The organism is Nocardia sp. NPDC059691, from assembly GCF_042733915.1.
Lineage (GTDB): Bacteria > Actinomycetota > Actinomycetes > Mycobacteriales > Mycobacteriaceae > Nocardia > Nocardia sichangensis.
In genome coordinates, this window is record NZ_JBHWFB010000012.1 from 77,002 (window position 1) to 90,801 (window position 13,800).

The 13,800-nt window shown below is 62.6% G+C and carries 15 protein-coding genes and 1 pseudogene; 5 read left to right on the forward strand and 11 right to left on the reverse strand.

Annotation, left to right across the window (positions count from 1 at the left end):
* Position 1 precedes the first annotated feature (1 nt).
* The 4 genes from ACFV2O_RS25275 to ACFV2O_RS25290 all read right to left on the reverse strand — a co-directional run bounded on the left by ACFV2O_RS25275 (position 2) and on the right by ACFV2O_RS25290 (position 3,844).
* Positions 2-1,315: a condensation domain-containing protein gene (locus tag ACFV2O_RS25275; RefSeq protein ID WP_379253941.1), complete on the reverse strand. Its 1,314-nt coding sequence runs from the start codon at positions 1,313-1,315 to the stop codon at positions 2-4.
* A gap of 37 nt (positions 1,316-1,352) precedes the next feature.
* Positions 1,353-1,586: a phosphopantetheine-binding protein gene (locus ACFV2O_RS25280; RefSeq protein WP_379253942.1), complete on the reverse strand. Its 234-nt coding sequence runs from the start codon at positions 1,584-1,586 to the stop codon at positions 1,353-1,355.
* A 100-nt stretch (positions 1,587-1,686) separates the two neighbouring features.
* Positions 1,687-1,815 (reverse strand): hypothetical protein, encoded by a 129-nt coding sequence (locus ACFV2O_RS25285; RefSeq protein ID WP_379253943.1) that lies wholly within the window; start codon positions 1,813-1,815, stop codon positions 1,687-1,689.
* Positions 1,816-1,909: 94 nt separating this feature from the next.
* A complete protein-coding gene (locus ACFV2O_RS25290) occupies positions 1,910-3,844 on the reverse strand; it encodes an aminotransferase class III-fold pyridoxal phosphate-dependent enzyme (RefSeq protein WP_379253944.1) in 1,935 nt (644 codons plus the stop codon).
* A gap of 145 nt (positions 3,845-3,989) precedes the next feature.
* Here ACFV2O_RS25290 and ACFV2O_RS25295 point away from each other — a divergent pair, with 145 nt between their 5' ends.
* From ACFV2O_RS25295 to ACFV2O_RS25315, 5 genes are read left to right on the forward strand one after another with little or no spacing between them, the layout of a single operon-like run.
* The gene (locus tag ACFV2O_RS25295) at positions 3,990-5,021 is read left to right on the forward strand and encodes an asparagine synthetase A (RefSeq protein WP_379253945.1); all 1,032 of its coding nucleotides are present in this window, start codon (positions 3,990-3,992) and stop codon (positions 5,019-5,021) included.
* 22 nt (positions 5,022-5,043) lie between these two features.
* A complete protein-coding gene (locus tag ACFV2O_RS25300) occupies positions 5,044-5,886 on the forward strand; it encodes a phytanoyl-CoA dioxygenase family protein (RefSeq protein WP_379253946.1) in 843 nt (280 codons plus the stop codon).
* 14 nt (positions 5,887-5,900) lie between these two features.
* Complete coding sequence (locus tag ACFV2O_RS25305; RefSeq protein ID WP_379253947.1) at positions 5,901-6,728, forward strand: class I SAM-dependent methyltransferase; 828 nt, start codon at positions 5,901-5,903, stop codon at positions 6,726-6,728.
* Positions 6,725-7,456, forward strand: coding sequence for a class I SAM-dependent DNA methyltransferase (locus ACFV2O_RS25310; RefSeq protein ID WP_379253948.1), 732 nt, complete (start codon positions 6,725-6,727; stop codon positions 7,454-7,456). Before ACFV2O_RS25305 ends, ACFV2O_RS25310 begins: the two co-directional genes overlap by 4 nt.
* Positions 7,453-8,382: a histidine phosphatase family protein gene (locus ACFV2O_RS25315; protein ID WP_379253949.1), complete on the forward strand. Its 930-nt coding sequence runs from the start codon at positions 7,453-7,455 to the stop codon at positions 8,380-8,382. The genes ACFV2O_RS25310 and ACFV2O_RS25315 overlap by 4 nt, the downstream gene beginning before the upstream one ends.
* A gap of 303 nt (positions 8,383-8,685) precedes the next feature.
* On the opposite strand, the pseudogene ACFV2O_RS25320 reads toward ACFV2O_RS25315, so the two are convergent.
* The 7 genes and pseudogenes from ACFV2O_RS25320 to ACFV2O_RS25350 all read right to left on the reverse strand — a co-directional run.
* Positions 8,686-9,144 (reverse strand): annotated as a pseudogene (locus ACFV2O_RS25320) (ChbG/HpnK family deacetylase); the annotation flags it as partial.
* Complete coding sequence (locus ACFV2O_RS25325) at positions 9,045-9,785, reverse strand: radical SAM/SPASM domain-containing protein (RefSeq protein ID WP_379253950.1); 741 nt, start codon at positions 9,783-9,785, stop codon at positions 9,045-9,047. The pseudogene ACFV2O_RS25320 and the gene ACFV2O_RS25325, both read right to left, overlap by 100 nt.
* Positions 9,782-10,552: an FkbM family methyltransferase gene (locus ACFV2O_RS25330; protein ID WP_379253951.1), complete on the reverse strand. Its 771-nt coding sequence runs from the start codon at positions 10,550-10,552 to the stop codon at positions 9,782-9,784. Before ACFV2O_RS25330 ends, ACFV2O_RS25325 begins: the two co-directional genes overlap by 4 nt.
* Positions 10,549-11,124, reverse strand: coding sequence for a class I SAM-dependent methyltransferase (locus ACFV2O_RS25335; RefSeq protein WP_379253952.1), 576 nt, complete (start codon positions 11,122-11,124; stop codon positions 10,549-10,551). Before ACFV2O_RS25335 ends, ACFV2O_RS25330 begins: the two co-directional genes overlap by 4 nt.
* Positions 11,125-11,133: 9 nt before the next feature.
* Positions 11,134-12,345 (reverse strand): hypothetical protein, encoded by a 1,212-nt coding sequence (locus ACFV2O_RS25340; RefSeq protein ID WP_379253953.1) that lies wholly within the window; start codon positions 12,343-12,345, stop codon positions 11,134-11,136.
* Positions 12,338-12,742 carry a hypothetical protein gene (locus ACFV2O_RS25345; RefSeq protein ID WP_379253954.1) on the reverse strand — a complete coding sequence of 135 codons (405 nt, stop codon included), beginning with the start codon at positions 12,740-12,742 and terminating at the stop codon, positions 12,338-12,340. The genes ACFV2O_RS25340 and ACFV2O_RS25345 overlap by 8 nt, the downstream gene beginning before the upstream one ends.
* Positions 12,726-13,715 (reverse strand): LD-carboxypeptidase, encoded by a 990-nt coding sequence (locus ACFV2O_RS25350; RefSeq protein ID WP_379253955.1) that lies wholly within the window; start codon positions 13,713-13,715, stop codon positions 12,726-12,728. The genes ACFV2O_RS25345 and ACFV2O_RS25350 overlap by 17 nt, the downstream gene beginning before the upstream one ends.
* Positions 13,716-13,800 lie beyond the last annotated feature (85 nt).

Genomic DNA, 13,800 nt, shown 5'->3' on the forward strand with positions numbered 1-13,800 from the left:
GCTAGGTTGTAGGACAGTCGGCAACTACGTTCCGCATGCGACCGGCGACAGCTGCCGCGCAGCTGACGGCGATTCGGGGCAGATGGAAGCTCAAATGCAGCGAGAGCATGTCGTCGGATTCAGCCGCGAAGAGGTGCACGGCGGCAGCTGTTCGATGGAACCCGGGTGGTCCGTCCAGCCCATCCCGTACCACTCGAAGGCTCGAGTCTTCGAAACGGTCCGCGGGTGCAGAGCTGATGCGCTGATAGTTGCAGTAGACATCGATACCTCGTGGCCGCTGATCGGCCCGCCCGGCGGTCAATGCGGCTATCTTGTCGGCGGTGCGGACTTCGGCGTGCCGCATGGCATCGACAATGCCGAACTGCGTCTGCCGGATGCAGTCGTACAGCCCACCCCGCTCGATCCGGATCGGGACCATACTGCTGAACATTCCCACGGTCTCCCGTTCGGTGGCGCGTCGCAGATCTACCGCAGTCCAGATGTTCAGTGCGTCTGCCGTGGTGGAATCGAAGATTGCTTGCGCGAGGGCACCGAAAACAGCTTGAGGCATGGTGATATTGCGGTCCGCCGCCTGTCGTCGGCAGCGCAGCAGCCGGCTGTGCCCCAATTCGATCGTGGCTGTCTCATAGGCACTCGGATCGCCGAATTTGTCCGGGTCGGCGGTATCCGTGAAGCAGCCCGATATGCGGCCGGGTTCGAGCGCTCGCGACCACCAACGGGAGTTGCGTTCCAGGATGTCGTCGGAGCAGCGGATTTGCTGCCGCGTCGCGGCAGCCGAGAACGAGGAACCGGGCAGGTCGGCGGGTGCCGGAACCGCGTAACGATGCCAGATCTCGGCGGCGAAGATATCCAAGGACTTGCCGTCGAATATAAGGTGCTGGAAGGTGACGAGCAACGCGAAGTAGTCATCGGAATACCGCAGGAGTCTGAATCTGAAGCGCCGGGCCCCGGCCCGATCATCAATCGTGGTCAAGTCTGCGGTGTAGAGGCGGCTGGCGAAGGCTTCGAACTGGCGGGCATTCTGGGCCTGTACCGAAACCAGCTCGACCACTTGCTCCTCCGGGGCGAGAGGCGCTATAACCTGCGTCAGCACACCGTCATCGACCCGGAACTCACAGACCTGCAGTGCATCGTGCGCATCGACGAATCCGCGCAAGGCTACGGCCAAGCGGTCGACCGACAATGACCCTGCGAGCAGGTAGCAGGTTCCCAAATTGCGGTATGCCCCCGCGCCGTTCGCCGCCGTGAACGCATCGTGCTGGGCGAAAGTCGCAGGGACCCACCTGCCGCTGGAAGCCCCTCTGGTACCTTGCATCAGTTCCTCACCTACATGCGGTACAGAACGCACGGCATCAGTACCGCACGAATCGGGCTGCTATGCCCCGTGGCGAGGGATCCTGGAGCAGATCGACCAACATCAGGTCGATGCCGAACTCATCACGGATACGGTCGAGCAACTCGACCATTTCGATAGACGTGCCACCCAGATCGAAGAAATTATCCCTTTCGCGCACACCGGACACACGAAGAATTTCTTCGAACAAACGCTCCAGCGTGGTTTCCGGTTCGTTCGAGTTACCCAGCATCGGTACCCCACGTCTTCGTATCTTCGCAATTGTGACCGACTGTGGGCACCAGCGAACCAGGTGCCCACAGTCGGACGCTTACCGGTCAGAGCTCGATCGCTCAGACCGGGATCGGCGACTTCATCGGTCCGGCCGCGGACAAGCCGGTGCCGCCGACGATGTCATCGAGCTGATCATCCGACAGCGCGCGGATGTCGACCGTCACGAACTTGGGTTCCTGTGCAGTCATTCCCCTACCTCCTCTCCATCTCTCGAAATTTCTCCACCGCCGGTTGCGGCGGACAGCATGGCGCCACGCGGTGCGACATCGCCGATCGGCGAGATCACCAGGCAGATGCACGTAGCTCCGGCGCGAACGCTGAAATGGTCTCGGCCACCACGTCCACTGCGAAATCGATCTGGGTCTCCGAGTGCGCCGCGGTCAAAAAGTTGATGCCTCGACGCAACAGAAGTCCACGTCGGGCGGTCGCGGTGAGGAAACGCTCTGCCCACGGCCCGGGCAACGTGAGGCGCGGGGCCGCAGAATAGCCGGATAGCAAAGCAGGGAGGCCGGCTGTCACTGCGGCGGTATTGATTCCTTCGATCAGGGCGTTGCCGAGCGTCGTCAACCGTTGGTAATAGTCAGCCCGCGCATACTCCCTGAGCGTCGCCTTCGCTATCTCCAGGGTGAGCAGGCTGACGCCGGGTTCGGTTCGCATCAGAGGAAGATCCTCGAGTCTTCGCATCAGTTCCAGGGAACCGGCGAGGGCGGCCGGAGTCAGGCCCGAGGCAAGACCGTAGGAGAAGACGCAAAGATCGGGCCGGATGCCGAGCGAGCCGCGCAGGCCGCCAGGAGCGACTCGAAATCCGGTGAACGTCTCGTCCAGGACGAACAGAGCGTCGACATCCGCGCACGCCGCCTGGACGTGCTCCGCCAGCTCGCTCGAAATCGGATGTCGCAGGGACGCGGTGAGCAGCAGTGCGGCCGGCGGATCGGCGCGGATCGCTTCGATCAGTCGCAACTCGGAGCCGGCGGAATCGAGTGGAACATATCGGTACGCGTCGGAAGTCGTTGCGCTCCAGCGTGGCCCGGCGATCACTGCGTGCGACCGCCCCGTGCTCCACTGTGCCAGTTCGAGCGCCGATCGCAGCGCCCCGGCGCGAGCGTCGAAGAACCGGACGGCGCCGGTCGATCCCATCGAGCGCAGTACGAGTTCCGCTACCCCGAGGTCAGAAGGCGTCGGCAGCGACAACGCTGTCCCGCGAGCGACGCGATCACGAATCACGTTGGTCACCGCGGGGTGGTTGTGCCCGAGCGTCACCGACCCTCGCCCACAGACGAAATCCAAGTAGCTGCTGCCATCGACATCCCAGACCAGCGCCCCATCGCCACGTTCGAGCAGTATGGGATAGCTGAATTCGCCGTCATCGTCGGCGGCGGCGCGCAACCGGGTGGAGACCTCCGGCATGATCGACGCGCTTTGCCGCGCGAGAGCCGCCGATCGGGCCCGCGGCAATTCTTCCGGCAAGGTGAGCGGTAATTTCGCCAGCTGGTGGTGGTCGTGCTCGGGAACGATAGATTTGTGTCCAGCTCGTGCGGACAGCCAATCCCGTCCGATGTCTCGAGCCAAGATCTTCTTCGTCCAGAGGATATTGTGGCGGGCCCAACCGCCCCGCTCGATGATGTGCTCCCGGATGCGATCATCCGGGCAGCGCAGTTCATCCGTTTCGGCAAGCGCCTTCGCCACCGTGGGCGCCCACCTTCGAGTCCGGTGCAGGTGTGGGCACAGCGGAAGGTGATAACGCGCCCAGCTGGCGCCTACCAGGCGTACCAGCTCACCCAGATCGGCCTGCTCGTCGGGCCGCTCGAACGTCCCACCCCGAGCGACGTGCTCGTTTCCGAAGACGATGGCCGTCGAATCGTGGCGATCCAGCTGCTCGATCAGTCCATCCACATCGATGCGGTCCAAGATTTCCCAATCATCCTCGAGATGGATACCGATCGGCGCGGTGGCGTGCGAGATCAACACCGACAATGCCTTCGCAAGGCCAACCGGGCGGCTGAACTGTTCGACGACCACCTCACGTATCCGAGGGAATCGCTGTGGGAGCTCCGTCAGGTAATCGATCGAACGCTTCCGCTCGGCGGCGGATATGCCATAAGCATGGTCGATGGTGACGACCACCCGGAAATTTCCGGAGAATTGTACGTTGGTGAAGAATGATTCGTACGTTCGAAAGAGTGTGTCCCGCCCGACCGCCGTAGTGGTCACATCCACGTGGGCTCCCGCTTCCATTGCTTCATTCCAAGCCATGCCGGTCGACCTGTCACGTCACCCGAAAGTGCTACATGGAGATGATCGAATCCTGTCCCATGAAACAGCGACTTCAGGCCCGGAGGCACGCCACCTAGCATCGGACACCATGGCAAATGCCTCGTATATGGTTCCACCACAAACATGGATGGAGCCGGACAGTCACTATCTCAAAGCAATGGACAGCGAGTGGTACGCGGGACTGGTCGCTCTGCAAAGCTGCCTGACGGTTTCCACGGCGCAGTTCTGGTCGGGCCGCGGTGTATCGAACGGTCACCTACCCATAACCACAGGCTCTATCAGTTCCCCTATGGGGCTCGGCAGCGACTCCAGCCCGGTCTCGGTCTCGATGTTCGGCGTGGACACGTACCTGGCCGACTCGATGCAGTTCGGTCTCGAATATTTGTGCCGCCTGTCGCCGAACGGCTCCTACTACATCATGCCCTCTTTCCGAGGCGAAAAATCCGATGCCACCCACCTCGGCCAGTTCTTCCACAGTGAAGCCGAAATTCCGGGTGGCCTCGACGATGTGATCACAGTGGTCGAAGAGTACCTTCGGCATCTGGTGCGGGACCTGCTGGCGCAGCACCGCGATCTGCTCGAGAAATTCAATGATGGGAATCTCGGCCATCTGGACGAGCTGCTGCGGCGGAAGTCCGTATTCGAGCGATTGACGTTCGACGAAGCGGCCGAGTTGCTCGATCACGACGACCGGTATGTGGCCACCGATCCGGAATCGGGTTGGCGGACGCTTCGACTGGCCGGGGAGCGAGAGCTCATGCGGCAACGGGGTGAGTTCCTGTGGATAACCCACTGGGATTCGCGATCCGTGCCCTTCTATCAGGCAACCGACCAGCAGTCCGGCCGTGCGCTGTGCGCCGATCTACTCTTCGGGCCCGGAGAGGTGATCGGTGCGGGTGAACGGCATCGAACCGGCGCGGAGGTCCTGTCCGCCTTGGAGCTTCACGGAGTGTCGCCGCGACAGTACGCGTGGTACGTCGCAATGAAGGAGCGTGCTCCGATGCGGACCGCAGGATTCGGGATGGGTGTCGAGCGCTTCCTGATGTGGCTGGTTCGCCAGGACGACATTCGCGACTTCCAAATTTTCGTCAGGGATCATGGCGTCGATGTCTTGCCTTGAGCCCTCTCGGGTCTCCGAGGGTATGGCGGAGTTACGTCGACGATTGATCCGTGAAGGCTATCTGTATCTTCCGGGTTTGCTCGCACGCGAAGCGGTCGCCGAAGTAAGCGGGTTGCTCGAGTCCACACTGGCGGCTACCGAGTTCGATGGGTTCACCGCGGACTCGTTCGCGACAGTCTATCCGCGGGTGCAGCGGCTCGAGGCGTTCCATCGTCTGGCCCACCACGACGCGCTGCGCTCACTGGCAGGCGGCCTGCTGGGAGCGGATGTCTTCTGCCATCCGGCGAAGGTCGTCCGCATCATCGCTTCCGCAGGCGCCGAGAGTAGTTTCGCGACGCGAGCACACCAGGACTTCGTCGTGCAGCATGTCGCGAGCGATGTGCTCACCGTGTGGTTGCCGTTCACGGACTGCGACGAACGGCATCAGGGACTGCGGCTGATACCCGGTTCGCACCGAGACGGTTTCATCCCTGTCGACGAATCGCTACCCGGTGCTCGCCCGCTGTACCTGAATGTCCCCTTCGATGATGAGCGTTGGCGAACAGCGGGTTTCCGTATCGGGGACATCGTGGTGTTTCACAGCTTCACTGTCCACGCCGGTGGGCCGAATGCCAGCGACCGCGTCCGGTTGTCGGCCGACATTCGCTATCAGCGTGTCTCCGAGCCGATCCGCGCGGAATTCCTGCGACCGCATGGATGGCCACGCACACCGGACTGGGACGAACTCTGTGCCGATTGGTCGACCCGAGCGTGGGTCGAAGTGCCGGATGGCGTGCACGCCGTGCCGATGCCGCAGGACATTTCCTATCGCGACTATTTGTCGACGCTGGTCGCACCGCCGTCGTTACTTCTGAAAGGAAACTGATTTCGATGACTCTCATGTCCGAGACCGAATTCGATTCCTTCTTCGAGCCCTATGCCGGGAACGTCGAAGGATTCTACGAGGCCAGCTACTGGAAGCTGGCCGACGAACTCATCAAGGAATTGGTGCGTCGTCACCTCTCGGTGGAGTCCGGCCATCACGTTCTCGACGCCGGAGGTGGCACCGGCCGATGGGCACTCTGGCTCGCCGAACAGTTCGATGTCGAAGTCACCGTGGCCGACAAGTCGCGGGCGATGCTGGAAGAAGCGAAGCGGAACATCACCGAAGCCGGTGTCTCCTCGGTTCGGTTGACCGAATGTGATCTGCACGGTGCGCCAGAGCTGCCTGATGCCGGCTACGACGCGTTGATCAGCACCTACGGTGTCCTGAGCTTCCTCGATGACCCGGCCGCCGCATTCGACACCTTCTACCGGGTACTCAAGCCGGGGGGACGCGGCCTACTCATGAGTCACTCGTTGTCGAACGCCGTGAGTTCGAAGATCAACCGCGACGGCGCCGACGCGGAGGAAATTCGCGAGCTGCTGCGTACCGGAATCGTCAAGTGGGCGCCGAACGTACCGCCCCTCCGGGTCTACTCCGCGCAACAGCTTCGAGACCTCGCCATCGGCGCGGGTTTCACCGTCGAAGGAGTCTTCGGCGTCACCTGCATGGCTTTGCCCGGCAGCGAGGACTTCGGGTACCCGTACGGTGAACTCAGCGCGATCTCGAAACGACTCGAAGACGATGATTATCTCAACGCCTTGCTCGAGGTCGAGCTCGCGGCGGCGGAACGTCCGGAGTGGGCGGAACGGGGCGTCAACCTCATGGTGAAGGTGCGCCGTTGACCGTTCCCGAATACGAAGAGCTGGCCGAAGTCTACGACCGGTGGACTGCGAGCAATGACTACGAGTCCTGGTGTGATTACATCCAGCGCCGGATCCCGCCCTCCGCCCAGGTACTGGACGCGTGCTGTGGCACCGGAACGATGATGCGGCTGCTGCAGTCGCGCGGATTCTCGGTTGCGGGTGTCGACGGCTCCGCCGCGATGCTCGGCCGGGCCGCGTCCAGTCTGGAACCGGGGACGTTGCTGTGGCAGCAGGACCTCTCACGACCGGGCGCGCCGCCAACTACCTTCGACGCGCTGATCTGCTGCTTCGACAGCGTGAACTATTTCGTGGCGGATGACGGTCTCGACGCGCTTTTCAGCTTCGCCGCCGGCGCGGTCCGTCCTGGCGGGCGGTTCCTCTTCGACGTGAACACTGAACACAAGCTGGCAGAAATCTTCGGTAACAGTCACTACGGCGATGATCTCGGACAGTTCGCCTACGTCTGGCGCAATCGCTATGACCCGGACCAGCGGCGCGTGCAGTTCTTGATCAGCTTGTTCATCGAGGGTGACGGCGCGTACCACCGGCACGAGATCCACCATGTGCAGCGGTGGTTTCCGCATGACACCTTGTTGTCGGCCGCCGCAGCCCACGGTTTCGACCTCGTCGAGGTTTGCGACGATTACAGCGATCGTCCTGTCGGTATCGGCACGCTTCGTGAGACCTGGGTGCTGACGCGCCGATGAATCCGGTCTGGCTGGTTCGCCACGGGTGGACGGACTGGGAAGCGGTCTCGGACCGCGGCTGGCGCGGGGCGATGCTGGATCTCGCCCCGCTGAGTGCGATGGGCGTCCATCGCATGCGTGGGACCGCGCGCAGGCTAGCGGCCCACGATGTGACGGAGGTGCTTTCTTCCCCGTTGACCCGCGCCATGCATTCGGCACACCTGCTGGCAGAACAGCTCGGCGTGCCGATGACCGTGGCTCCACAGCTACACGAGTGGTCGTGCCGCACCGACGGTGCGCCGTGGGACAGAACGGCTTTTCACGCTGCTTTGAATGCGCTGCTGCTCGGCGATCCCCCCGAGACCGCCGAGAGCGCCGAGGCGGTTCGGCTTCGCGCATGCCAGGCTATCGAAAGCTGTTCTCCCTCGGCGCGCGTCGCGATCGTTACCCATAGTGTCGTCATATATCTGCTCACAGGAGTCGATCTGCCTCCCGGCGGGATAGTGCCCTGGGATGGCGCCCCGATCTCGCAGGAGCGTCGGGTGCTGTCGAAGCGCCCGGATCTTCGCACCACTCAACCGGTGCAGTTCGAGATCGATACCGAGATCGACGTCGTGACGGTGGACGCCGAACTCACCGCCATGGTGTCGCGCATCGCTGAGATGCACGAACGAATAGCTCCTGTGGGCACCGAGTATCACACCATTCGCCAACACCATGGCGAGATAGCCTGCGCGATCGTCGGCAACAAGGAAGACCTGTTGCGGGCAGCCGCCGCCCCGCTCGATCCGTTCGGCTGGCCTCCGCTACGCGCTGTGCTGTTGCCGGGCAATCCGAGCAGACTGTGCGTCACCGTGCTCGGCCGGGTCCGGCGTGCCTTCGATGCGGACGCCGTTTTCGGCGCACACGGCACGGAACCGTGGATCGGTCAGCGCAGCGAGATCTGACAAACGGATATCGCGAGCCCACCGGTACCGGCGCGAGGTACTGGGGCAAAACGTTCTCAGTTCCGGACCATCGTTGGCCGGATGGGCGATGATCATGTGCCGCCCCGGTGTCAGGCCTTCGACGTGGGTCACCAAGTTGGCGATCTTGTCCTCCACGGGCTGATGCGAAAGATGCCAAATCGAATCCGGCGGATCCAGCTCTCGGCAGGGCAAGCGGAATTCACGAAGCAGTTCTTCGTCGAAAACCGCTATGTGCGAATCGATCTGGATCGGCTCTACGCCGCTGTTTCTCAGCCACTCGACCTGAGCCGCGAGCTCCACCCGCACCTCAGCAGGATCCGCGCGCCCGTGCAACTGCGCGACGTGTGGAAGAAACGCTCCATCGGCAGCACGCAGACTACGGGCCTCGGTCAGCGGGTAGAACCGCCAATAGTCCCATTCACAAGCCAAGGTGAGATGCACGCCGAGCGGTAGTCCGGCCCGGGCTGCGAGCCGTACAGCTCGATCCGCATCCGGGCCCGGCACCATGATCGATGACCGGCTGACCACTCCGGCGGCGAAGCAGGACAGGATCCCGTCGGTTATCGATCGGCTGGCGCCCAGATCGTCGGCTTGGACAACGAGATCTATCGACTGCGTTCCGTACGACGACGAGCCGGGCATCAAAAGGTTCTCCCGAACCCGCAGCTGCGGCAACTCGGGAGCGCGAAGTCTCCCTGGATGTTGTTCCGATGCACCGCAAGGCGTTCCGGCATCGACCATGCTTCGGCGATGGACATGTCGGAGATGTTCCCGAACACCTTGCGTGCGAGATAGTCCTCGCAGCAAAGGATAAGCTGGCCGTGCGCATTGATATGCAATTCATTCATCACTACACCGCAAGCCTTTCTGAGCGTTGCCTGCATCGGGATGAGCCCTCCCCTGTTCGAAGCATTCGCCTGGATCTGGGAAGCTGTTTTGTATCGGGTTTTCGGCGGTGCGCCGCCATGGATCTGGAACAGCTCCGCGACGCCCGAAGGCATGCGTTCACCATGCTGTGTAATGACCAACGCGTCGACGTTCGGCTCGATGGTCTCGTACAACTTCGGCGTGAGGAAGTCTCCGTTGGTGTACAGGGCGATCCGGGCAGCAGGCATCTCACGACGGGCCATTGCGAGCAGGTCAGGCATTCGCTTGTCAGCCAGTGGCTCACCGTAATTGTGCGGGCTGAACTGGTTGCAGAAATGTAGTTGCCCGAGTTCGTGAACCACCTTGTAGAAGAGGTCCTCCGACATCTGCACTTCATTCTTGCGCAGGCCACGATCGAAAATGCTGTTAGGGCAATAACTGCATCGGCGATTGCAATAGGTAGTGGTCTCCACCTCTACGAACATCGGCTGATGGTCGCTGAACAGCTTGGTCATCGCGGTTCCCCCTGGGGTATTGGTCCGGTCATGCGCCGGGCGTATATGAGCAGGAAGTAGCGGTAGCCGGGCATGATCCGCAAAGGCGGGACGCAGGCCCGGTTGCGCTCGTTGAAGTGGCTGACGATGTAAGTCAGACCGGCGCCGTCGAGCACGGACAGGATCCGGTGCAAAGTCTGCGGCAACTCGGCGAAACCGTGGTACTCGACCAGCACCTGGTCGACGAAACTCAGCTGATCGCCGAGTTCCTCCAGCACTTCGCACTCGGCGCCTTCGATGTTCAACTTCAACAATGTGCCCGGCTCGGTGACATAGCTCGAGGCGCGCACACAGTCGACCGTCATTCGCTGCCCGGATACTCTCGCGTGCATACTTCCGCTGTCGCTGCCGGTCGCGACAAAATTCCGCGGGCCCGCGACGCCGGCCAGGGCGGCCGGTACGAGAGTCACGCCGTCGGTCGCGTCGTTCTGCCGCAGATTCCGCTGCAGCACCGCGAAGATCTCCGGGTCCGGCTCGAAGCCGATGATCCGCGCGCCGGGAAAGAGGGTACGAAATCGGAGAATGCTGACCCCGAGCCAGCTACCGCCGTCGATGATCACCCGCGGCGCGGTATCGACATCGTAGATGCGCTGACCGAATATCAACTCGAGAGCGGTCGCGAGAGGTCTCGGCCGACGGTATTCGATGACTTGCCCGTCGATCGCGATCGTGCCGACCTCAGGACAATCGGCGGAACGGAGGTATTCGGTGGTCTCGGTCAAGCTCATCGAGAGATCCTTCGCATGCTGTAGAGGTGCCAGGTGCGGCCCGCGGCGGTGACGATCCGCCGCCCGATATAGCCATTCGCGTCGGCGAGCGCCGCACCCAGTCGATCGATATGCCGACTCCACTCCGGTAACCGGCTGAATTTCGGCTGGAACAGGGAGATCAGCATGATCCCACCCGGCGTCAAGCGATTCTGAAGTTCAGTCACCACCGTCACGGGAGATGGGAGGTAATAGAGCACTTCATTGCACACGATGACGTCGAAATGCCCAGCGACCGGTAGGTCGCAGATATCAGCGCAGATTACGCCGTGCCCGGGTGGCCAGGGACCCGTAGGCAGGGAGGACCTCGCCCAGTCGACACCCAGATAGCGGCCCGCGAACCCTGCCCCGCCGAGGGTTTGGTACAGCAGGCAAGAACCGCAGCCGAGATCGAGCACGGAAGGCGCGACACCTTGTTTCTCGATCTCTTCACCCAGGGTGCGATAACGGATCTTTTCACGGGTATCGCCGAGATAGTCCCATCGGCCCGACTCGTATTCATGATTCCAGGCGCGGCGATCGATTTGTTCCATCCTGCCTTCTCAGTAGAACCTGCCACTTGGTGCCACCAGCGCTTCGCGGCCCGGAAGCCCGCAGTCGCCGCATTCGCGCAACCGGTCCGGGATGGTCCAGCCGAATACCGGTGCGGATGTGGCACATGATCGGCACATCCCGCGCAGCAGGGCGGTATCGCGGAGCCCACGGTCGAAACGGCGTTGTGCACGCGACAACAGGCGATCGTCATAGGCGGCGAGCTCATCTCGCAACAGGTGCGGTGCAGGTGCCGTCCGATACTGCTCACGTTTCAGGGGGGCGCGACTGGTCAGCCGAACTCCCCCATCACGGTGCAATCCGACCAGCACCGGGACGCCTATGCGAAAGAGCCGGCGTTCGGCGCGCTGTCGCTGACGGGTGCGAAGGATCGACACGCGAAGCCCTGACTGTTGGTACGCCGCGTCGATCGAAGGAATCTCCCCATCGGTGATTACGCCGACCTGCGTCGGCGCGAGGGAGGTCGGGAGCTGTAGCCCATGACTGTCCCAATGATGCAGTGCGATCAGGGCGATTACCTTGCCGGTGAATCCGATGTCGATCACGTCGTCACTGCCACCGAGGGCCGAGCGGTAACGATCGGACATGATGTAGGACGTCGACAACACTGTCGGACGCCCATCCGGCAGGCATGAGACGGTGAGGTAGCAGGTGCGTCCATAGCTGCTCAAGGCGTCGGTTTGGACACTGACCACCGGTAGCCCGGCAGCTCGAAAAGTTCGTTCGAGCACCGACTGATGAACGTCCAAGACAGAGCGGCTGTCACTTGGCGGAACAAGTTGATTGAGCTGTACGGCCGGCCACATGTACCGGTCCCGGAAAAGCGGCGACGCGCCGCGCCGCATGCTGCGAAGGAGACCCCCCGTCGCGATCACCGGTCCCGGCCCAGCGGTGCGTCGCAGCAGATCCACGTTGGCGTGCATGTTGTCGGGGCGCAGCACCGCCTGGCCGATATCGGGAACCTCCGCGCGATAGATGTTCTGGTATTCCTCGAAGATCGCCCGGTATGGCGCGGCGGGCAGAGTGAACGGGTGCTCTACCAACAGCGGCTTGCCGAGATGCTCGGACACTTCTTGCGTGTAGCGATCGATCAGCAGCCGCGCGGCAACGAGCCCGCGCTCACGCCAGACCGGGAGACCGGCGGTGTAGGTCGTCGGTGTGATGATCTGGGCCTCGGCGAGAAGACGTTCGTACTCACGCATCTCGTGCGGCCGCCAACCGTAGCCGGTGCAGATTCCATTTTCGATCCACCTGCCATCGGCTTCGCAACGGGGACAGCTCGAAGCAGAGTCGGCGCCCCAACTGTTCGGCCTGCTCTTGCTCGGCCAGAAACGCTTCCGCCAGAAGCAGATCGGCGTTGCTGCGCTCGTCGACGAACCCCCATCCCATGGAATAACACCGGAACATGCCGACCCGCAGCCATGGCCGGGATATCAGGCTGAAATCGGTGCCGAAGGCACGGAGCTGCCATGTGCCACTGTTGGTCTTCACCTGCATCGGTAACCGGACGCCGCTCCGGTTGCCAGTCGGCACTGCGGGCACATCCAGGATTCGTTCGAAGCCGTGCGCTGCTAGAAGCTTGTCAACGAACTGGCGCATCGATCACCTCGATGGTCCGCCGCACGGAGTCGAGCCGGACACGTGCGCCGAGCGGCAACGTGAGCATCGGATCCCCGTGGCCGATGTGCATGCGCGTCACCACCGGAACGCCGAGCGGCGCGAACAGTTCCAGGACGATTTCGTCCAACCGCTGATCGAACTCGCGCGGTACCCGGAAGGCCCGACCGAACAGGACACCCGCGAGGTCGTCGAACACACCGGCCATCGCCAGATGGTTCAGATCGCGACTGATCTGATCGGGTTGAGAGCTCGCGGTTTCGCAGACCAACACCGCACCGGCGAACGACGGGAGGTACTTGGTTCCCGTGAGCGCGCAGAGGGTCTCCAGGTTCCCGCCGAGCAGGCGACCGGTGGCATCGCCGGAGTTCAACCAGCGCCATCCCGCGACGGCGCGCAGATCTCTCGGTCGATCGTCGGCTTCGTCCCAGGCGTGGAACTGATCGGTGTACACCGGCGAGGGAGGTAACAAACCCAACGGCTCGGGGCACGTGACAGCGCGCATCAAGCTGGACGCGGTGTAGGGCAACGGTGCCGGGTACTCGCCGAGTTCGGGCAGAACGGTGGGACCGTGGAAGGTCATCAATTCGCTTCGCGTGAGCACCGCGAGGAGCAGTGCCGTGATGTCGCTATAGCCCACTACGACTTTGGGATCGCGGCGCAGCGCAGAATAGTCGAGCGAGTCGAGCACACCGTTGGTCGTGTAGCCGCCGATGGTGCAAAAAACGCCGCGGATCTGCGGATCGCGCAGATATCCGTTGAGCTCCTCGGCGCGCCGTGCCGCAGACGGCTGCTGGGCCAGAGCCAACGGACCGACCACAGGGCGCAGGCCCAGTGCGGTAAGTGCTCGTACTCCCCGCTCCAGACGACGGGGGGTCACAATGCTATTGGACGGAGTCGCTATACCGACAGCATCACCGGGACGTAAAGCGGGCGGAGGAACGGGAGCGGCCACATCGCCACGTTAAGGGAGTCCGGGAACCCATTTCATGTCACTCATAAGCGTGACTACCCGATAGAAGCACCGAACCCTACGATCG

What these genes read in the sequence shown, in the direction of transcription:
- ACFV2O_RS25295 (WP_379253945.1), top strand. Translation starts at nt 3,990, where the DNA reads ATGGCAAATGCCTCGTATATGGTTCCACCACAAACATGGATGGAGCCG.
- ACFV2O_RS25335 (WP_379253952.1), bottom strand. Translation starts at nt 11,124, where the DNA reads ATGGAACAAATCGATCGCCGCGCCTGGAATCATGAATACGAGTCGGGC.
- ACFV2O_RS25285 (WP_379253943.1), bottom strand. Translation starts at nt 1,815, where the DNA reads ATGACTGCACAGGAACCCAAGTTCGTGACGGTCGACATCCGCGCGCTG.
- ACFV2O_RS25300 (WP_379253946.1), top strand. Translation starts at nt 5,044, where the DNA reads ATGGCGGAGTTACGTCGACGATTGATCCGTGAAGGCTATCTGTATCTT.
- ACFV2O_RS25330 (WP_379253951.1), bottom strand. Translation starts at nt 10,552, where the DNA reads ATGAGCTTGACCGAGACCACCGAATACCTCCGTTCCGCCGATTGTCCT.
- ACFV2O_RS25275 (WP_379253941.1), bottom strand. Translation starts at nt 1,315, where the DNA reads ATGCAAGGTACCAGAGGGGCTTCCAGCGGCAGGTGGGTCCCTGCGACT.
- ACFV2O_RS25315 (WP_379253949.1), top strand. Translation starts at nt 7,453, where the DNA reads ATGAATCCGGTCTGGCTGGTTCGCCACGGGTGGACGGACTGGGAAGCG.
- ACFV2O_RS25325 (WP_379253950.1), bottom strand. Translation starts at nt 9,785, where the DNA reads ATGACCAAGCTGTTCAGCGACCATCAGCCGATGTTCGTAGAGGTGGAG.
- ACFV2O_RS25345 (WP_379253954.1), bottom strand. Translation starts at nt 12,742, where the DNA reads ATGCGCCAGTTCGTTGACAAGCTTCTAGCAGCGCACGGCTTCGAACGA.
- ACFV2O_RS25280 (WP_379253942.1), bottom strand. Translation starts at nt 1,586, where the DNA reads ATGCTGGGTAACTCGAACGAACCGGAAACCACGCTGGAGCGTTTGTTC.
- ACFV2O_RS25340 (WP_379253953.1), bottom strand. Translation starts at nt 12,345, where the DNA reads ATGCGTGAGTACGAACGTCTTCTCGCCGAGGCCCAGATCATCACACCG.
- ACFV2O_RS25305 (WP_379253947.1), top strand. Translation starts at nt 5,901, where the DNA reads ATGTCCGAGACCGAATTCGATTCCTTCTTCGAGCCCTATGCCGGGAAC.